The sequence below is a fragment of the Pseudarthrobacter sp. LMD1-1-1.1 genome, assembly GCF_040676255.1.
Classification (GTDB): domain Bacteria; phylum Actinomycetota; class Actinomycetes; order Actinomycetales; family Micrococcaceae; genus Arthrobacter.
Map to the genome: position 1 here is coordinate 116,548 of NZ_JBEGHP010000024.1, position 18,470 is coordinate 135,017.

General features: G+C 65.3%; 13 protein-coding genes. 5 read left to right on the forward strand and 8 right to left on the reverse strand.

Annotated features, from left to right (window positions below; translation table 11 throughout):
• Positions 1-73 precede the first annotated feature (73 nt).
• The gene (locus MRBLMD1_RS16970) at positions 74-1,114 is read right to left on the reverse strand and encodes a phosphotransferase enzyme family protein (protein ID WP_364401725.1); all 1,041 of its coding nucleotides are present in this window, start codon (positions 1,112-1,114) and stop codon (positions 74-76) included.
• Between the two features lie 278 nt (positions 1,115-1,392).
• Here MRBLMD1_RS16970 and MRBLMD1_RS16975 point away from each other — a divergent pair, with 278 nt between their 5' ends.
• Together MRBLMD1_RS16975 and MRBLMD1_RS16980 are read left to right on the forward strand one after the other, a co-directional pair.
• Positions 1,393-2,751 carry an aspartate aminotransferase family protein gene (locus tag MRBLMD1_RS16975; RefSeq protein WP_224023125.1) on the forward strand — a complete coding sequence of 453 codons (1,359 nt, stop codon included), beginning with the start codon at positions 1,393-1,395 and terminating at the stop codon, positions 2,749-2,751.
• A gap of 16 nt (positions 2,752-2,767) precedes the next feature.
• Complete coding sequence (locus MRBLMD1_RS16980; RefSeq protein WP_159630443.1) at positions 2,768-3,562, forward strand: GntR family transcriptional regulator; 795 nt, start codon at positions 2,768-2,770, stop codon at positions 3,560-3,562.
• Positions 3,563-3,674: 112 nt separating this feature from the next.
• Here the strand turns inward: MRBLMD1_RS16980 and MRBLMD1_RS16985 are convergent, their stop codons facing one another.
• The 4 genes from MRBLMD1_RS16985 to MRBLMD1_RS17000 form a co-directional block, all read right to left on the reverse strand.
• Positions 3,675-4,130 (reverse strand): SRPBCC family protein, encoded by a 456-nt coding sequence (locus MRBLMD1_RS16985; protein WP_364401730.1) that lies wholly within the window; start codon positions 4,128-4,130, stop codon positions 3,675-3,677.
• Positions 4,131-4,305: 175 nt separating this feature from the next.
• The gene (locus MRBLMD1_RS16990) at positions 4,306-5,361 is read right to left on the reverse strand and encodes a hypothetical protein (protein WP_364401733.1); all 1,056 of its coding nucleotides are present in this window, start codon (positions 5,359-5,361) and stop codon (positions 4,306-4,308) included.
• A 36-nt stretch (positions 5,362-5,397) separates the two neighbouring features.
• The gene (locus MRBLMD1_RS16995) at positions 5,398-6,264 is read right to left on the reverse strand and encodes a phosphatidylinositol-specific phospholipase C/glycerophosphodiester phosphodiesterase family protein (RefSeq protein ID WP_159630437.1); all 867 of its coding nucleotides are present in this window, start codon (positions 6,262-6,264) and stop codon (positions 5,398-5,400) included.
• A 217-nt stretch (positions 6,265-6,481) separates the two neighbouring features.
• Positions 6,482-7,930, reverse strand: coding sequence for an HNH endonuclease signature motif containing protein (locus MRBLMD1_RS17000; RefSeq protein ID WP_159630435.1), 1,449 nt, complete (start codon positions 7,928-7,930; stop codon positions 6,482-6,484).
• A gap of 322 nt (positions 7,931-8,252) precedes the next feature.
• Between MRBLMD1_RS17000 and MRBLMD1_RS17005 the strand changes: the two genes are divergently transcribed.
• Positions 8,253-9,344 (forward strand): type I restriction endonuclease, encoded by a 1,092-nt coding sequence (locus MRBLMD1_RS17005; protein ID WP_364401737.1) that lies wholly within the window; start codon positions 8,253-8,255, stop codon positions 9,342-9,344.
• A gap of 217 nt (positions 9,345-9,561) precedes the next feature.
• Here the strand turns inward: MRBLMD1_RS17005 and MRBLMD1_RS17010 are convergent, their stop codons facing one another.
• Positions 9,562-11,589, reverse strand: a complete 2,028-nt coding sequence (locus MRBLMD1_RS17010; RefSeq protein ID WP_364401740.1) for an ABC transporter ATP-binding protein — start codon at positions 11,587-11,589, stop codon at positions 9,562-9,564.
• Positions 11,586-13,319, reverse strand: a complete 1,734-nt coding sequence (locus MRBLMD1_RS17015) for an ABC transporter ATP-binding protein (RefSeq protein WP_364401742.1) — start codon at positions 13,317-13,319, stop codon at positions 11,586-11,588. Before MRBLMD1_RS17015 ends, MRBLMD1_RS17010 begins: the two co-directional genes overlap by 4 nt.
• Before the next feature lie 225 nt (positions 13,320-13,544).
• Here MRBLMD1_RS17015 and MRBLMD1_RS17020 point away from each other — a divergent pair, with 225 nt between their 5' ends.
• Entirely contained in the window at positions 13,545-14,780 is a 1,236-nt protein-coding gene (locus tag MRBLMD1_RS17020) for an MFS transporter (RefSeq protein WP_364401745.1), read from the forward strand.
• On the opposite strand, the gene MRBLMD1_RS17025 is transcribed toward MRBLMD1_RS17020, so the two are convergent.
• A complete protein-coding gene (locus tag MRBLMD1_RS17025) occupies positions 14,734-15,831 on the reverse strand; it encodes an SDR family oxidoreductase (RefSeq protein ID WP_364401748.1) in 1,098 nt (365 codons plus the stop codon). The genes MRBLMD1_RS17020 and MRBLMD1_RS17025 overlap by 47 nt on opposite strands.
• Positions 15,832-16,158: 327 nt before the next feature.
• On the opposite strand from MRBLMD1_RS17025, the gene katG reads away from it, so the two are divergent.
• Positions 16,159-18,453, forward strand: a complete 2,295-nt coding sequence (katG, locus tag MRBLMD1_RS17030; RefSeq protein WP_364401751.1) for a catalase/peroxidase HPI — start codon at positions 16,159-16,161, stop codon at positions 18,451-18,453.
• The last annotated feature ends 17 nt before the right edge of the window (positions 18,454-18,470 follow it).

The window sequence follows — 18,470 nt, forward strand, 5'->3', positions numbered from 1 at the left end:
GGGAGTCTCCAGGAAAGTAGAGGAAGAGGGTGGCTGCAGCCGGAAATGGCGCGAAACGGACGGCTTGGGCAGGTCAGTCGAACAGCCAGGTGGGCGAGGCGAGGTAGCGCTCGGCGACAGCCACCGTGCCGGGAATCTGGGCGGCCCACAGGTCCGCAGGCAATGCATCGGAGCGGTGGGTGGTGGTCCAGCCGAGCATCGTCAGGCGGCGGATCATGCTGAGCGCCGCGGCGTGCTTCAGGTCGGACTCCGAGAGGCTGCGGACGGTGCGGTACCCCTCAACCCAGCTCTTGGCGATGTCCGGCGCATAGGCCTCGTGTTCGATGAAGGACAGTGCCGAGGCGAAGTCGTAGAGCAGCCAGGAGAAGCCGCAATCGTCGAAGTCGATCACGGTGAGCGCGCCGCCGTGGATCATGATGTTGGAGGGCCTCAGGTCGGCGTGCACCAGGCCCCAGGCGTCACCTGACACCGGAAGACCGTCGAGCGCCGCAACTGCGGCGAATTCTGCCTGCGCCAGAAGTGAGGCTTGTTCAGGGGTGAGGTGGGCACCCCGCCAGTCACCCCATCTGCTGGACGCGCCCAGCATGTCTGTCAGCTGCCAGGAAAAGCGGGTGAATCCATCCGGCAACTGCCAGCGCTTCACCTGCTGGTGCAGACGGGCTGTGGTGGCGCCGATTTCCGCGTAATAGGGCCTCGGGTCGGCGAAGTCCTCCAGGATGTCCCCCGGAACGAAGGCAAACGCGACACAGTGCCATTGGGAGCCGCCCCCGTCCGTGAAGGTATGCAGGAGCTGGCCGTCGGCGGTAGGAACGACGTCGGGCACCCGCACTTCCGCTTCTTCGGCAAGGCGCCGGACCCAGGTCAGCTCACCGGCGATCTGGCGGGCATCCCCCACATGCCCGGGGCGGTGTACCCGCAGAACGGAGACGGGGACGCCGTCGACTGTTATCCGGAAGGTGGCGTTCTCGGATACGGCAATCAGGGTGATGACGGTGCGCTGGGGATCCAGGCCCCAGGCTGAAGTAACTTCACCGGCAATCCACTCAGGTGCCGGCTCCCCGCGTCGAAGATTATTGAAGACGGCGAGCGGGGAAGTATCTGTCATGGTGTTCATGGATGCTCCTCGGAGGGCGAGGAGGGTTGGGGTCCGGTAGCGAGTATGGCATGTGAGCCCGCCGCAGGCCGCCTCCGCCCGGAGGAATTTACGGTCCCGAAACAAACCCGCGACACGGAAACAAACCGTTCAAATTTGGCGGCCTTTTCGTAACGCCGGATTCACGTCCGGGCCGATCAGGCCAAGCGCGCCCAAACATACTTGAAGTACCGAAAGTGATCCGAGGGTTGGGCCCGTCCGGACATCGTCGAAACGCCACAAACAGCAAGGAACCCACCATGGTCATCCGTTCCACCATCATGGACACCAACAGCTTTCGCGCAGAGCATGCCGATGGATTGGACCCTGAAACCCGCCGGCTGACCGAGCGCCGCGACACCGTGCTGGGAGCCTCCTACCGGCTCTTCTACCGGAACCCGGTCCACCTGGTCCGCGGCGAAGGACAGTACCTGTGGGACGCTGCCGGGCGGAAATACCTGGACGCGTACAACAATGTGGCCAGCCTGGGTCATTGCCATCCTGCTGTTACCGCGGCGGTGACGGCCCAGATGCAGCAGCTGAATACGCACACCCGGTACTTGCACGAGAACATCCTGAACTACACGGACGACCTCCTGTCCACCATGCCGGACGGGCTGAACAAGGCCATGTACATGTGCACGGGCTCCGAAGCGAACGACCTCGCCATCCGGGTGGCCAAGGCATACAGCGGAGGCGAAGGCATCATTGCCACCAGGGAGGCGTACCACGGCACCAGTGAACTGACCTCCGGGGTATCGCCGGCATTGGGCACCGGACAGCCGCTGGCACCTACCGCCCGCCTGGTGGACGCGCCAGATGCCTACAGGTTCGGCGCCGAAGCAGGCCCCGACGGCGCCGGGCTGGGCACTTGGTTCGCCAACCGGATCCGCGCGGCCATCGCGGACATGGAGGCGAACGGCATACGCTTCGCCGGCTTCATCGCGGACTCGATCTTCTCCTCCGACGGCGTCCTCCCGGGCCCCCCAGGGTACCTGCGCGAGGCTGCGGACGTCATCCACCGCGCCGGCGGCATCATCATTGCCGACGAGGTCCAGCCCGGTTTCGGCCGTACCGGCGAGGCGTTTTGGGGATTCCAGCGCCACGGGATCGTCCCCGACGTTGTCACCCTGGGCAAGCCGATGGGCAACGGAATTCCGGTGTCCGGGCTGGTGGCCAAGGCCGACGTCCTGGCCACCTTCAGTGACACCATCCCCTACTTCAACACCTTCGGCGGCAATCCCGTCTCCATGGCAGCGGCGCAGGCAGTGCTTTCCACCATCCGCGCGGAAGGCCTGCAGGAGCATAGCCGGCGTGTTGGGGCGGCGCTGCTTTCCGCCCTGTCCGGTCTTAGTGCCACGCACGGGTCGGTGGGCGATGTCCGCGGTGCAGGACTGTTCATCGGCTTCGAGCTCGTGAAGGACCGCGGCACCCGGGAACCGGATCGTGACCTCGCGCTCGCCGTGCTGGAGCAGCTGCGCGAACGCGGCGTGCTGACCTCGGTGGCGGGCCCGCACGGGAATGTCCTGAAACTGCGCCCGCCGCTGGCCTTCCAGGCGTCCGATATCGATTGGCTCGTGGGTGCCCTGGATGACTCACTGACAGCATTGGGCGCGTAATCCGTACATTTGATCCATGGCAACAGGAACAGACGGGGCAAAAGGAACGGACGGGCAGCCCTCGGCATCGACTCCGGCAGACGCCGCCCATGCCGCTCTCACCCGGTACGCCAGGATGGAGAGGTTCAACCCGGGCGAGCTGATGGGGAGCGAACGGGCGTTGGCCGAACGGCTGGGGATTGGCCGGGCGGTGCTGCGGCAGGCGATTGAGCGGATGGAGGCGGAGGGCACGGTCCGCCGTGTGCTGGGCCGATCCGGGGGCGTGTTCTTCAATGACGGACGCATCCAGCGCCACCTGAACACGGTGGAGGGGGTTCCCCAAATGGTCCTCCACCAGGGGCGGGCCATCGCCACCCACGTCCTGCGCGCAGAGATGGGGCTCCCGCAGCCGGACGAGCGGCGCAACCTGCGCCTGGACGGCGGAGACGCGGTGCTGCGCATCCAAAGATTACGGCTTGTGGACGGCCTGTCTTGGTCGCTGGATTTGTCCGTGCTGCCTGCCGCCCGGTTCTCCGGCCTGCTGAACCATCCGCTGGAGGGTTCGCTGTACCACCTCCTGACCTCGGAGTACGGGCTCGAGCTGGACCGCGCCGACGAAACAGTGGAAGCCGTTCCCGCCTCCGCCGAGCAGGCGGACGTCCTCGGCGTTCCAGCCGCGGCGGCCCTCCTGGAGATCCGGCGGCTCGCTTGGGACGTGCAGGGCGCGCCCGTGGAGTATGCCCGTGACTTTTTCCGCGCCGACCGCACCCGGGTGCACATGCAAAAGTACGGGACCAACTGGAAGAGGACGGTCCGGCTGGGACGGGAGTGAAACGTCCGGGCAGCAGCACCGCCTGTAGTCCCACACAAGGAAAGCGGTCGACGGCGGGTGGGCCCCCGCCGTCGTCCGCTCCTGTTTGTTCGTGAAGGACCGTGCCGCTGTCCTAAACCTCGCCGCGCCAGCCGCCGGTCTCGCTGCCGCGCGATTCGATGAAGTCCTTGAACTTCCGCATGTCGGCCTTGACCTGCATGTTGTCGATCTTCAGCGCGGCGCCGGCCTTTTCAGTTGCGGTTTCCGGTGCCCATTCGAAATGGACTTTGACCTTGGTGTGGGTGGCACCCAGGGGCGTGAACCTGATGATGCCGGCATGCGACTTGCCGTCGGTGCTGCGCCAGGCGATCCGGTCATCGGGCGCCTGGTCAACGATTTCGGTGTCGAACTCCCTTTGGACGCCGCCCACTTTGGTAACCCAGTGGTTGGTGGTGTCGGTCAGCTGCGTCACCGACTCGACGCCGGACATGAACTGCGGAAACGATTCGAACTGGGTCCACTGGTTGTACGCGGTCCGCACCGGAACAGCGACTTCCACCGTCTCTTCAACCTCTTCAACGTGTGCCATCTGCTTCCTCCTCATGACGGACGGCCGCAATGGCGGACTGGCAGCATGGGCCATCCTGCCAGTCGGGCAGCCGCCACCTTTGCACGATAAATCCGGCGACTACCCGTGTCCAGACCTAAAACGAAAGCGGACGACGACGGGTGGGCGCCCGCCGTCGTCCGCTTCTTCTGCGCTGCTACTGGCTGAAGGGGACCTTTTCCCAGCTCAGCACGTCGGCGCCTTTGGCGCTGTTGCCGGCCACCGTGAAGCGGACGTAATCAACTGCGTTGTTGGCGCCGTCCACCGTGACGCGCTGCAGGTTGTCCGCGGCGGGTGAGCCGTAGATGTCCAGCCAGGGTGAGCCCGCGGCGAGGGGCTGGTTTGCGGCGAAGACGTGGCTGTCGCCGTTGACCAGGTAGACCGGGGCGTCGAAGTTGTTGGTCTCCTCAACGATGGTCTGGACGATCCCGCGGAAGCCGGAGACGGTCGCCGGGTTTGCGGTGGCGTCGGCCAGGAGCGACGGATCGAACATGTCGGCCTGTTGCATGAGCACCACGGCGCGGTCGTTACTGCGCCTGGCCTCGGCGAAGGTCTGGTGGATCTGGGCGATGACCGCGTCCGTGCGGTGTCCCACCTCGGCGAGCTGCTCGGGCGTGGCGGCCGTCTTGCCCAGTCCGGTCCACGGCAGGAGGGAGTTGTTGCTGCCCTGGACGTTCAGCACGGAGAAGGCCACCCGGTTCTTCTCGAAGCGGACGTCCTCCGGGAGGCCCAGGTTCTCCTGCGACTTCACCGGCATGGTGGCGCCCAGGGTCTTGCCGGGCTGGTTGAAGAAGACCTCCCGGATCTTGTCCAGGCGCTCCAGCGGGTTGTAGGCCCCGTTGTTGGTGCGGTGGCAGTCCACCCATTCGTTGTCGCCGGGCGTGTAGACCAGCGGGTGGGCGAAGGTGTCGAACTGGGTGCGGATGTAGGAGAAATACTCGTCCGAGCAGACGGACGAACCGTTCTTTATATCGCCCACGTGTGCTACAAACTTCAGTTCCTTGTCCGCGTTGAGATCCTGGATGTGGGACGGAAACTTGGCGATCTCGGCGGCGCCGTAGGGGATGTCGCCGATGGCGGCGAAGATGAAGGCCTGGTTGCCGTCGCTGGTGCTGTCCGCCTGGGCTGTTTCGGCGAAGGCGGGCTGGGACGCTAGGAGGCCGAATGCCAAGGTGAGCGCCGCCGTCGTGATTGTCAAAGTCTTTGAAGGCATGGGGGTCCTGCTTCTGTTGTGGGCTGGAGTGGGGGCTCAGGCGCCGCGGGCGGTGAGGAACTGCTGGAGGCCGGCGAGGTCGTCGGTGTTGATGTGGTCCACGCCGGCGTCGGCGAGTTCGGTCCAGACGGCGTCGCGGGCGGTACCGGGCTGGTCCGGGGTGGCCCAGAAGCGGACGCGGTAGCCGTTGGCGTGTGCGGTGGCGACGAAGGCGCGCAGCTTGGCGCGCTCGGCCTCCGGCATGGGGCCGACGCCCTGCCAGGTGAAGAGCTTGGTCCAGTTGTCGCTGACCAGCGGCATCAGGGCTGCGGGCAGGCCGGAGGCGAGGTCGGTGGACCGGCCGTCGTAGAAGCTGAAGCGCTTGTCCTGGGCCAGCATGGTGGCCAGCGGGCGGTTGCCGCTGATGACGGCTGTGACCGGGCCGGTCTTGACGTTGCCGTTGGTGTAGCGGCTCATGATGTCGCGGTGTTCGGCCAATTCCTGCTCGATGGCGGCGTAGGTGGCCTCGCCCTCGCTCTTGATGTCGATCAGGAGCTGCAGGCTGCCGCCCCACTTGGGGTAGACGCTGTGGCCGGGCTGGCTGCGGACCAGGTCCTGGAGTGGGTCGAGGTAGAGGCTCTCGAGCGTGACGCCCTGTTTGGCGTCAGCGAGGTCGTGGGCCACGCGCAGTTCACCGTCGACCAGCCATACGTCCGCCTCGACGCTGGTGAAACCGTGCTCCAGTGCGTCGAACAGGGGGCGGTCATGCTCGTAGTCGTTGTGGGCATGGGTGCCGGCGAGGGGTTGGCCGACGACGACGGGCGCCGGATTGGGTGCCTCGGCCCCGGCCTGGGCGGGGGCTACGGCTGTCCCGGCCAGGGAGGCGAAGACAGCGACGGCGGCGAGGGTGCTTTTCACGAACACGGGAGTACTCCTGGTACCTCGGGGATGTCCGCCCGGTGATGGGGTGTTCCGGGCGTGAGGGTGCGTGAAAAGACTGCTTGGCCTGGCGAAACGGTTCAGGGCGTCTTGGTTGCATCGTGGTGAACGGCGGGGAACATCAACATCGGGGCTGGCGTGAGTTCCGCAGCCGTGGTGGAGCTGGGGCGTGTGTCCTGCGGGCAGCCCAACTAACCGCTGGTTAGGAGACCGCGAGATAATCCACAACCAATGCCTCCAGCACGCTGGCCTCTTCCGGAAGGCAGCCCGGCGGCCAGAGTGTGGGTGCCCGGTCCGGCTGCTCTGCGTTGTACTGACGACCACTTGGAGAAGTCCAGCCCGGCGGCTCATTCCTGGAAGCCGGACCAGGCCTCCAGCCGGTTCGGTGCTTGAGCCGGTGATGTTTGGGGCACAACTGTCCCAAGTTGCTGATTCCGGTGCTGCCTCCGCGCTCCCAGGCCGTGAGGTGGTCCGCCTCATTGTCCTGGCTGTGGTTGCTGCAGCCGGGAAAGGTACACTTTCCATCCCGCATCCGCAACCACCGCTTTAGCGATTCCGGGAGCCGGTAGCTGGTCCGGCCAAGTTCAAGCGGGGCTCCGTCGCGTGGGTCCACCAAAACCCGGTAGAACGAGTTGGCACCTTCCGCGACGAGTTTTCGCGCCATCGATGCGGGGATGGGTCCGTAATTGTCCAGGTCTGCGGGCTCGTCTGTGGCACCGAGGAGGGAACAGACCGGTACCGTGACCAGCACGTCAGCTTTGAGGGACGGCCCAGGCCCGGCAAGGTCCCCGGTGTCACCGAGCAGCAACTTTGCGGCCAGGTCTGCCCTGAGCTGGGTAAGGGTTCTCGGCTCCTCAGGTCCCTGCAACCCGCGGGCCAGGGCAGACGTCCTGTTCCAGACAGCACAGGCCTTGTCCGCAGCCATGTAAAGCGAAACCCAGGCCATACCGTCCCGGCCCGGCGAGTACTCCATCCGCCGATCCGCAACGGACTTCACATGCCTGATTGTCAGGGACTCGGGGTGATGGCGTTCCCGCCAGGCACGGACTTTCCGACGGAAACGGCCCGGGACCAGCTCTCCGGCAGATGCGCCCCGGGCCGCGTTAGGCGCCTCCGGGTCCAGGAAGTGAGCTTCCAAGGCTGTTGCAGCTGCAGCGTCCAGGCTGCTGGTTTCGTCGACCATGATTTGGGCATGCCGCCAGGAGACGGCGCCGGCCTCCATGGCGTTGAGCGTCGCCGGAAGAGAGGTGGTGAGCGCATGGGCGTCCTGCAGCAGCGCGGATGCGGCTCCTTCGCCGATGGTGAGCGCGCAGGCGACTTCGGCGACGACACTCATGTCCCGCGCCGATGATTCAGAGGCGCTTTCCGCCGGCGCTTCCATGGCAGCTGCGGTCCCCGAATACTCTGCGAGCAGCCGCACTTTCACGGCTGCAGTAGCAGCTTCGATTCGGGCCACGATGCCCAGGCCGTCCAGACAGGACGCGGTAACGTCCCGAAGCGGATCATGACTGTCGACGCCGTGAGCATTATCCGCAGCATCCGAAGAACCGCTCAGGACTCCTGTTAGTTCGTCCACCAGCCCGGTCAGGGATGCGACGGCACCGGCGAGTCCGGCCGTGCCTTTCGCATCCACAACCGCTCCGGTTTCCATAACCAAAGACTGTCACGGGGGTCTGACATTTTGAGCAGGGCGCCTTCGGTGGCCCGGGCTCAAGAACTGACGAACTCCCTGGCTGTGCCACCTGCAAACGACGGCGCGAGGCTAACAGCCACGCACCATATGCCCGTTTCGGTATGGGGAACTTCAATGCCCCCATGGTCAGTTAGTCGTTGAGGAAAAATGCAACATGACGGCAGCATCAGTCGGTTGCGTGTAAATGTCGCCGATCGGATGTAGGTTTTTGCTTCATCAGCTTGAAATTGCCACCGGACACGAGGCTGTATCCGGGTAGAGGCCTTACTGGGGGTAGGACATGGAATTTGCGGAAAAGCTTTCAGCGCTTGCAGCAAAGGTGCGCCAGCAGCGCGACGTGATTCAAACGGAAGAGGCAACGAAGAACGCGTTCGTGATGCCGTTCATTTCGACGATTCTGGGCTATGACGTATTCAATCCGCTGGAGGTTGTCCCAGAGTTCATTGCCGATGTGGGGCTGAAGAAGGGCGAGAAGATCGACTACGCCATCGTGAAGGACGGCGAAGTCCAAATTCTGATCGAGTGCAAGAAGTCTACTGAGCCCGTAAAAATTGAGCATGCCTCACAGCTTTTTCGGTACTTCGCAGTGACAAACGCGCGCATCGCAATCCTGACTAATGGCGAGGTCTACCAGTTCTTCACCGATCTGGACGCACCAAATCGTATGGATGCTAAGCCGTTTCTCCTGTTGGATCTGAACGATATCGATCAGTCACTGATCCCCGAACTGCAAAAACTGTCCAAGGATGTCTTCGACCTGGATTCGATCATCAGTGCCGCCGGTGAACTGAAGTACATCGGCGAACTGAAGCGAACACTCGCTGCACAGTTCAAAGAGCCTGAAGATGACTGGGTCAAGTTCCTGACAGCAAGGGTCTATTCCGGACCGTACACGCAGAAGGTCCGGGAGCAGTTCACCACACTGGTGGGGAAGGCCACGAAGCAATTCCTCAATGACCAAGTCAACGAACGGTTGAAGAAGGCCCTTGGCAACCCGGGTTTCCCGCAGACCGAGGACACCACCGTGCCGACAGCCGTCACCAGCGCACCAGTCGCGGAGGCGGATCTTGCCGAGGCTGACGGCCTGGAAACGACGCTTGAGGAAATCGAGGGCTACCAGATCGTGCGCGCAATTGTCTGCAGCGACGTCAAACCTGCACGCGTGGCCCAGCGCGATGCGAAGTCCTACTTTGCCGTTCTGCTCGACGACAACAACCGCAAGCCTATTGCGCGGCTGCACTTCAACCGCACGCAGAAGTACATCGGCATCTTTGACGACAACAAAGAAGAGACTCGGGTCCCTATCAACTCACTCGAGGAGATTTATGAGCACACGGAAGCACTGCGTGCAACGGTAAAAAGCTACTTATGAGCATATTGGCACTGGGTACGCATTCCCTTGCGACGACGATTCAATGGTGCCAGATATAGCGTCGAATAACGTCCATCAAAGTGGCACCCGCTTCAAGAGCTGGTCTAGCCGCAACGTTTGGGAAGCGCTCAGTGCATGTGCCATATGGAGGACCTGCTTGATACGCACGTGTCCGTGTTCGCAAGGCAGAAAAACGTCCGCTACGACGCCGCTGCCCTTAGACCTCCGCCACAGGCGCCGCGAACTGCGCCTCGTACAACCGTGCATAAGCCCCGCCGGCAGCGAGGAGTGACGCGTGTGTCCCCTGCTCCACGATCTGCCCGTTCTCCATCACCAGGATGAGGTCGGCATCGCGGATGGTGGACAGGCGGTGCGCAATCACAAAGGACGTCCGGTCGGACCGCAGCGCGCTCATCGCCTTCTGAACCAGCACCTCGGTCCGGGTGTCCACGGAGGACGTCGCCTCATCCAGGATCAGCACAGAAGGCGAAGCCAGGAACGCCCGCGCAATCGTCAGCAGCTGCTTCTCACCCGCGGAGACGTTGGACCCTTCGTCGTCCAGCATGGTGTCGTACCCCTCGGGCAAGGACTTTACGAACCGGTCCACGTACGTCGCCCGCGCCGCCTCAAGCACCTCCGAGGAAGACGCAGCAGGCCGCCCGTACGCAATGTTGTCCCGAATGGTCCCGCCGAACAACCACGTATCCTGCAGCACCATCCCCATCCGCGAGCGCAGGTCGTGCCGGCTCATGGTGGTGATGTCCACACCGTCCAAAGTGATCCGGCCGCCGTCGAGCTCGTAGAACCGCATCATCAGGTTCACCAGCGTGGTCTTGCCCGCCCCGGTCGGCCCAACAATCGCCACCGTCTGCCCCGGCTCTGCCACCAAGGACAGCCCACTGATCAGCGGCTTGTCCGGCGAATACGAGAAGGACACATCCTCAAACACCAGCCGCCCCCGGGCAGCACCGTCCGGGCTCTGCAGCGAAGCCCCAACAGGATCAGCCGACTGTTCCTCCGTATCCAGCAACTCGAACACCCGCTCGGCAGAGGCCACCCCGGACTGCAGCAGGTTCGCCATGGACCCCAACTGCGCCAGCGGCTGGGTGAACTGCCGCGAGTACTGGATGAAAGCCTGCACATCGCCCAGCTGCATCGCACCGGAGGCCACCTGCAGGCCACCCACCACGGCGATGCCCACGTACACCAGGTTCCCGATGAACGTCATGGCCGGCATGATCAGCCCGGAAATGAACTGCGCCCCGAAGCTCGCCTCATACAGCTCCGCGTTCTTCTGCCGGAACCGCTCCCCCACCTCGCGCTGCCGGCCGAACACCTTCACGAGTGCGTGCCCGGTGTAGGTCTCCTCGATCTGCCCGTTCAGCTCGCCGGTGTTCTTCCACTGCTGCACGAACAGCTTCTGCGAGCGCTTGGCGATCAGTGTGGTGATCCCCAGCGTCAGCGGAATGGTCACCAGCGCGATCAGCGCCAGCGTGGGCGACAGGATGAACATCATCACCAGCACGCCCAGCACCGTCAGCACGGACGTCACGGCCTGGCTGATGGACTGCTGCAGGCTCTGCGAAATATTGTCCACATCGTTGGTCACCCGGCTGAGCAGCTCACCGCGCTGGATTGAATCGAAGTACCGCAGCGGCAGCCGGTTGATCTTCGCCTCAATCTGCTCGCGCAGCCCGAACACGGTCCGCTGCACCACGCCGTTGAGCACATACGCCTGCCCCCACATGAATGCCGAGCCCAGCACGTACAGCACCAGCGCCCACGTCAGCACACTGGCAAGCGCAGAGAAGTCGATTCCCGCGCCCGGCGTCAGCGTCATGGCGCTGAGCATGTCCGCCTTCTGGTTCTCCCCCGATGCCCGCAGCATCGCAATCCACTGCGCCTGCGTCATCCCCGGCGGCAGCTGTTTGGACACCACGCCGGAAAAAATCAGGTTGGTGCCCTCGCCCAGCAGCCGCGGCCCAATCACCTGCAGCACCACGCCCGCCACAGCCATGGCCAGCACCAGCATCAGCCAGAACCGCTCCGGCCGCAGCGTGCCCAGCAGGCGCTTGGCGGAGCCGCTGAAGTTCATGGCCTTCTCCGCCGGGACGTTCATCCCGGCAAAGGGTCCGCCATGCCCGGGGCCGCCGCGCGGCCTTGGGATGCGCACGACGTCGGCCTGGCCGCCTGCGGATGCGGGCGCGGCTTTGGTGCCGCGTGCGGGAGTGGGACCGTGGCTCATACCGTCTCCTCCGCTGCCAGCTGGGACGACACAATCTCGCGGTACGTCTCCGACGTCTCCAGCAACTCGTGGTGCGTGCCCTGCGCAACGATCCTGCCGTCGTCGAGCACCAGGATCTGGTCCGCATCCACGATGCTGGACACCCGCTGGGCGATGATCACCATGGTGGCCCCCGCAATGTTGCGCTTGAGTGCCTGGCGCAGCCGGGCGTCAGTGCCGGTGTCCAGCGAGGAGAACGAATCGTCAAAAATGTAGAGCTCGGGCCGCTTCACCAGAGCCCGGGCAATGGCCAGCCGCTGCCGCTGCCCGCCGGAGACGTTGGTGCCGCCCTGGGAGATCGGCGCGTCCAGCCCCTCCTCCATCTGCTCCACGAAATCCCGGGCCTGCGCAATCTCCAGCGCGCTCCACAGCTCATCCTCGGTGGCATCCGGGTTGCCGTACAGCAGGTTGCTGCGAACGGTGCCGGAGAACAGGTAGGGCCGCTGCGGCACCAGGCCGATGTGCCCCCACAGCAGGTCCGGGTCCAGGTCGCGGATGTCCACGCCGTCCATCAGTACCGCCCCCGAGGTGACGTCGAAGAGCCGCGGCATCAGGTTCACCAGGGTGGTCTTGCCGGAGCCGGTGCTGCCGATGATCGCCGTGGTCTGCCCCGCGCGGGCGGTGAAGCTGATCCCGGACAGGACGGGCTGGTCCGCACCCGGGTACGCGAATCCGACGTCGCGCATTTCCAGCTCACCGCGCCGGACCGCGCTGGTGACCGGCTGCTTCGGCGGCAGGACGCTGGAACTGGTGCCCAGCACCTCGCCGATCCGGTCCGCCGATACCGACGCCCGCGGGATCATCACCGCCATGAACGTGGCCATCATGACGGACATCAGGATCTGCATCAGGTAGCTCAGGAACGCGATCAGGGTTCCCACCTGCATGGACCCGTCCTCGATCCGGAACGCGCCGAACCAGATCACGGCCACGCTGGAAACGTTCAGGATCAGCATGACGGTGGGGAACATCAGGGCCATCAGGCGGCCGGCACGGAGCGCAACATCGGTAACGTCCGTGTTGGCGCCCGCGAACCGTTCCGTCTCCATGTCCTCCCGCACGAAGGCGCGCACCACGCGGATGCCCGTCAGCTGCTCCCGCAGCACGCGGTTCACGGTATCAATCCGGGCCTGCATCTTGCGGAACAGCGGCACCATCCGGGTGACAATGAGTCCGACGGCGATCAGCAGCACCGGGACGCACACGGCGATGAGCCAGGACAGCTGGGCGTCCTGCCTGATGGCCATGATCACCCCGCCGATGCTCAGCATCGGGGCTGCCACCATGAGCGTCGCGGACATGAGCACCAGTTGCTGGACCTGCTGGACGTCGTTGGTGGACCGGGTGATCAGGCTGGGTGCGCCGAAGCGGGTGACTTCCTGTTCGGAGAACTCGCCCACGCGTTCAAAGATGGCGCCGCGCAGGTCCCGGCCCAGGCCCATCGCCGCCTTGGCACCGAAGTACACGGCCACCACGGCGCACACGATCTGCGCCAGGGTGATCAGCAGCATGAAGCTGCCGGTGGACAGGATGTAGCCGGTATCGCCCCGGGCCACGCCCTGGTCGATGATGTCCGCATTCAGGGTGGGCAGGTACAGGGACGCAATGGACTGCGCCAGCTGGAAAACCACGACGGCGACCAGCAGCGGCCGGTGCGGCCGCAGGTATTCGACAAGCAACTTCCAGAGCAAGGCGGCTCCAAACCTGACGGAATGTCCACAAACGTGGTGCGAGCGTCAGTTTACGTCCAGCAGCTGGGACTTGACCGGGCCATCAAGCCAGAACTTTGCAGGTTCTCCCACGGCGTATTCGGGGGACTCGCCGGGGATCCAGCCGGGCCGGTGGGTACATGGGTGTGAGAGAACTGGATGGGCGCCAAGAACGCGCCGCCCCACCGAAGGATGGAAGAAACAACGATGTTTGCCGGCACACGGAACCCCTCCCAGCATACGGCCAGGTTCGGAGTCGCCTTCATCGGCGTCCGGCTCATCGCAGTCAACCTTCGGGTGTCTTTTGTCAGCGTCGGACCGGTCCTGGTCAACATCAGCAGCGACCTGGGATTGTCCAGTGCCGCAGCGGGATTCCTCACCGGCCTCCCGCTCATCGCGTTCGCTGCCTTCTCGCCCCTTGCGCCCGGCTTTGCTGCCCGGTTGGGCCTGAACCGGGCACTGTGGATGTCACTGCTGATCCTTGCCTCGGGCATCGTGCTCCGCTCCCTGCCTGTGCCCGGCTTCATCTGGGCCGGGACGGTCCTGATCGGCGTGGCCATAGCGTTCCTCAACGTCCTGGTCCCCTCCCTCGTCAAGCGGGACTTTCCGTTGCGGGTCAGCCAGGTCACCGGCAGCTATACCGCTGCCCAGGCCGCGTTCGCAGCGGTGGGGGCCGCCGTCGTCGTTCCCGTGGCCCAAACCTCACCGGCAGAATGGCGGCTCGCCCTCGGCGCCTGGGTGGGGCTTGCCCTCATCGCCATGGCCGTGCTGCTCCCCTGGCTGCGCCGGCACGGAACAAGCGCCGTGCACACCGCACCGCAGGAACGGGCACACCGATCGCCCTGGGGCTCGGCGCTGGGCTGGCAGGTGACGGCGTTCATGGGGCTGCAATCGATCGCCTTCTACGTCCTGATGGCCTGGCTGCCCACCATCGAGCAAAGCCGCGGGATCCCCGCCACCACTGCCGGCGTACACCTGTCCGCCTTCCTGCTGATCAGCGTGTTCGCCAGCCTGGGGACGGGCGCGGTCCTGCACCGGGGACCCGACCAGCGGTTGGTGTCCTTCGCCAGCGGGGCGTTGGTGTTCGTGACCTTCCTGGGCCTGGCACTCGCGCCGGACCTCATGCTCCTGTGGGTCCTGCTGGGCGCCGTCGGATGCGGAAGCCTCATTGTCATTGCCCTGTCGCTGTTCAGCCTCCGGACGGTGAACCACCCGCAGGCAGCATCCCTGTCCGGCATGGCACAGTCCGTGGGCTACGGGCTGGCTGCGGTGGGCCCGGTGGCCTTCGGTGCACTCCGGGATGCCAGCGGGGACTGGACGCTTCCACTGCTCGGCACCGCCGGTGCCATGGCCATCCTGGCAGTGACCGGGTTGTTCGCCGGCCGCGACCGTGTCATCAGGGAATCAGCTTCTCGGCGCGGTAGCGGTCAAACAGCGACGTAAAGGCGTCCAGCGTCCGCCGGTACCCGGTAAAGCCGGCGTCACGGCTCTTCCCCATGTCCGTCACCACCTCGATGCCGCGCCCCAGGTCTCCGTCCGTATGCCACCAGCTCGCCACCCGGTCCAGGTCCGGTTCGCTGAGGTTGTGTTCCGCGGCCATCCGCCGCCACTGCTCCTCCCGGCCCGCCATGGACTGCTCAAGGGGACGGGGCTCCGCCTGGTATCCCTCCCACTCCAGGCCGAAGTAGGCGGCGAGTTTCGGCCACATCCAGCGCCAGCGGAACACGTCGCCGTTGACGATGTTAAAGGCCTCGTCAGCGGCCGCGGGGGTGGTTGAAGCCCAGAGCATGTGCTCGGCGAGCAGGCCGGCATCCGTCATGTCCGTGAGCCCGTTCCACTGCGTTTCCGACCCCGGGAAGATGAACGGCTGCCCGCTGTCCCGGCACAGGGTGGCCTGCGCAGCGAGTGTGAGTCCCATATTCATGGCGTTGCCCACCGCATGCCCGATTACCGTGTGGGCGCGGTGGACGGACCAGGTGAACCCCTGCCGGGCCGCGGCCGCCCAGAGCTCGTCCTCCTGGGCGTAATAGAAGTTCGGCACCGGAAGGCGCGGTTCCTCCTCGTGGAAGGGGGTGTCCGGCATTTCTCCGGCGGCGTATGCCTCGAACGGTCCCAGGTAATGCTTGAGTCCGGTCATGAGGGCAACGTGGGCCACGTCCTTGCCCTGCAGTGCTGAGAGGAGATCACGAACCATGCCCGCGTTGACGGCGATGTTCTCTTCCTCGGTGGCACGGCGCGACCATGCGGTGAAAAAGACATGCGAGGGGTTCTCCGGACCCAGCACAGCAGCAAGGGATTCGGCGGAGGTCAGGTCCGCGGAGAGCCACCGGACGCCGGCGCGTCCGGGACCGGGCCGGCGGGACAAGGCCAGGACTGTCCAGCCTTCGCCCACCAGGGTATCCACCAGTGCGGACCCTGCGATGCCGGTGGCCCCTACCACCAGCGCTGTCCGTCCGTTGCCCGCTACTGTTCCTGATCCTGATCCGATGGTCATAGTGCTCCTCTTCGTAGGTGCTTGGTTGCATCCGCGCGTCAGCGCCGCCTCACGCCTGGGCGGAGGCCCGCGCGCTGCGTTACGCCGGGACAGTGGGCCACCATGGACCCTCTGGCGACAAGTCGGAGCGTCAGCCAGATATTCCGGCGCCGGCAAGTGGCGGACAGGAGGTTCCGAACAAATTGCAGGGTGCGGGGCGGTGACAGGCCGGGTTTCACCCATGGCGTAGGAGGGTCTCTCCCTGTCACCCGTCCATGGTCAAATAGGAGGGTTGCACCGGCTGCCCGAGTCCAACCGCGGCCTCGGCCCAACGGAAGGAATAAGCACATGACCGATCCCCAAGACCATCCCCCGGTCCCCACTCCTGGGAGCGCACAGGGCCTGGACCAGAAGGTTGAGGGCGGGTGCCCGGTGGCCCATGGCAGTGCCACCGCCCAGGGCAGTGAAAGCGAAAACCCTGCGATCGATTCGCCGACACCCAAGGGGCACCGGCCACGGACCAACCAGGACTGGTGGCCCAACCAGCTGGACCTCTCCGTGCTGCACACGCACGGCCAGGCGAGCAACCCGCTTGGCCCGTCTTTCAGTTACCGCGAGGAATTCCAGAAGCTCGACGTCGAAGCCCTCAAGCAGGACATCAGCCAGGTGCTGACCACTTCCCAGGACTGGTGGCCGGCGGACTTCGGCCACTACGGCGGACTGATGATCCGCCTGAGCTGGCACGCTGCCGGAACCTACCGCGTCCACGACGGCCGCGGCGGAGCTGGCGACGGCAGCCAGCGGTTCGCCCCGCTGAACAGCTGGCCGGACAACGCCAACCTGGACAAGGCCCGCCGCCTGCTGTGGCCCGTCAAGCAGAAGTACGGCCAGAAGCTTTCCTGGGCGGACCTGCTGGTCCTCGCCGGCAACGTTGCCCTCGAGTCCATGGGCTTCAAGACGTTCGGCTTCGCGTTCGGCCGCGAGGACGTGTGGGAGCCCGAGCAGATCTTCTGGGGCCCCGAGGACGCCTGGCTCGGCGATGAGCGGTACACCGGTGAGGGCACCATGGCGGACAACGTCGGTTCCACGGAAATGGGCCTCATCTACGTCAACCCCGAAGGCCCCATGGGCAACCCGGATCCCGTGGCTGCTGCCGCGTTCATCCGTGAGACGTTCAAGCGCATGGCGATGAACGACGAAGAGACTTTCGCGCTGATCGCCGGCGGCCACACGTTCGGCAAGACCCACGGCGCCGGCCCCGCAGACGCACACGTCGGCCCCGAACCGGAGGGCGCAGACCTTGAGGCGCAGGGCCTGGGCTGGCTCAGCACCTACGGCAGCGGCAAGGGCGGCGACACCATCACCTCCGGGCTGGAGGTCACGTGGACGGACAAGCCCACGCAGTGGAGCAACCGCTTCCTGGAGATCCTCTTCGAATACGAATGGGAACTGGTCAAGAGCCCCGGCGGCGCCCACCAGTGGGTCGCCAAGGACGCCCCCGAGATCATCCCGGACGCGCACGACCCCAACAAGAAGCACCGGCCCACCATGCTGACCACGGACCTGTCGCTGCGTTTCGACCCGGAGTACGAGAAGATCGGCCGGCGTTTCCTGGAGAACCCGGACCAGTTCGCCCTGGCCTTCGCCAAGGCCTGGTACAAGCTGCTGCACCGCGACATGGGACCGGTGGGCCCGCACATGCTGGGGCCCTGGGTTCCGGAGGCACAGCTGTGGCAGGATCCGGTCCCCGCCGTCGACCACGAACTGATCGGCGAACAGGACATTGCCGAGCTCAAGGCCAAGCTCCTTGACTCCGGACTGACCATCCCGCAGCTGGCCAGCACAGCCTGGGCATCGGCTGCAACCTACCGAAAGACGGACCGCCGCGGCGGGGCCAACGGCGCCCGGATCAGGCTGGAGCCGCAGCGCAGCTGGGAGGCCCACGAACCGGAGCAGCTGGCTGCCGTGCTTCCCGTACTTGAGCGCGTGCAGGAGGAGTTCAACTCGGCACAGTCCGGCGGCAAGAAGGTCTCACTCGCGGACCTTATCGTCCTGGGCGGCGCTGCTGCCGTGGAAAAGGCAGCAGCCGACGCCGGGTTCCCCGTCACGGTGCCGTTCCGTCCGGGCCGCACGGACGCCACGCAGGAACAGACCGACGTCGAATCCTTCCAGTACCTGGAGCCCCGGGCCGACGGGTTCCGCAACTATCTGCGCCCCGGTGCGAAGGTCCAGCCGGAGACCCTCCTGCTGGACAAGGCGTACATGCTGGACCTCTCCGCGCCCGAGATGACGGCGCTGGTGGGCGGCATGCGTGCCCTGGGCACCAACGTGGCCGGCTCCAGCCACGGTGTGCTGACGGACAAGCCGCAGGTCCTGACGAACGACTTCTTCGTCAACCTGCTCTCGCCCGGCACCAAATGGAAGGCGTCGGAGTCGGAGGAGAACTCCTACGAGATCACCGATGTTGCCACCGGTGAACTCAAGTGGACGGCCACCCCGGTGGACCTGGTCTTCGGTTCCAACTCCCAGCTGCGGGCACTGGCCGAGGTCTACGCCAGCGATGACGCCAAGGAGAAGTTCGTGAACGACTTCGTGGCCGCCTGGGCAAAGGTCATGGAACTGGACCGGTTCGACCTGAACTAGCCTCCACAATCCAGGCT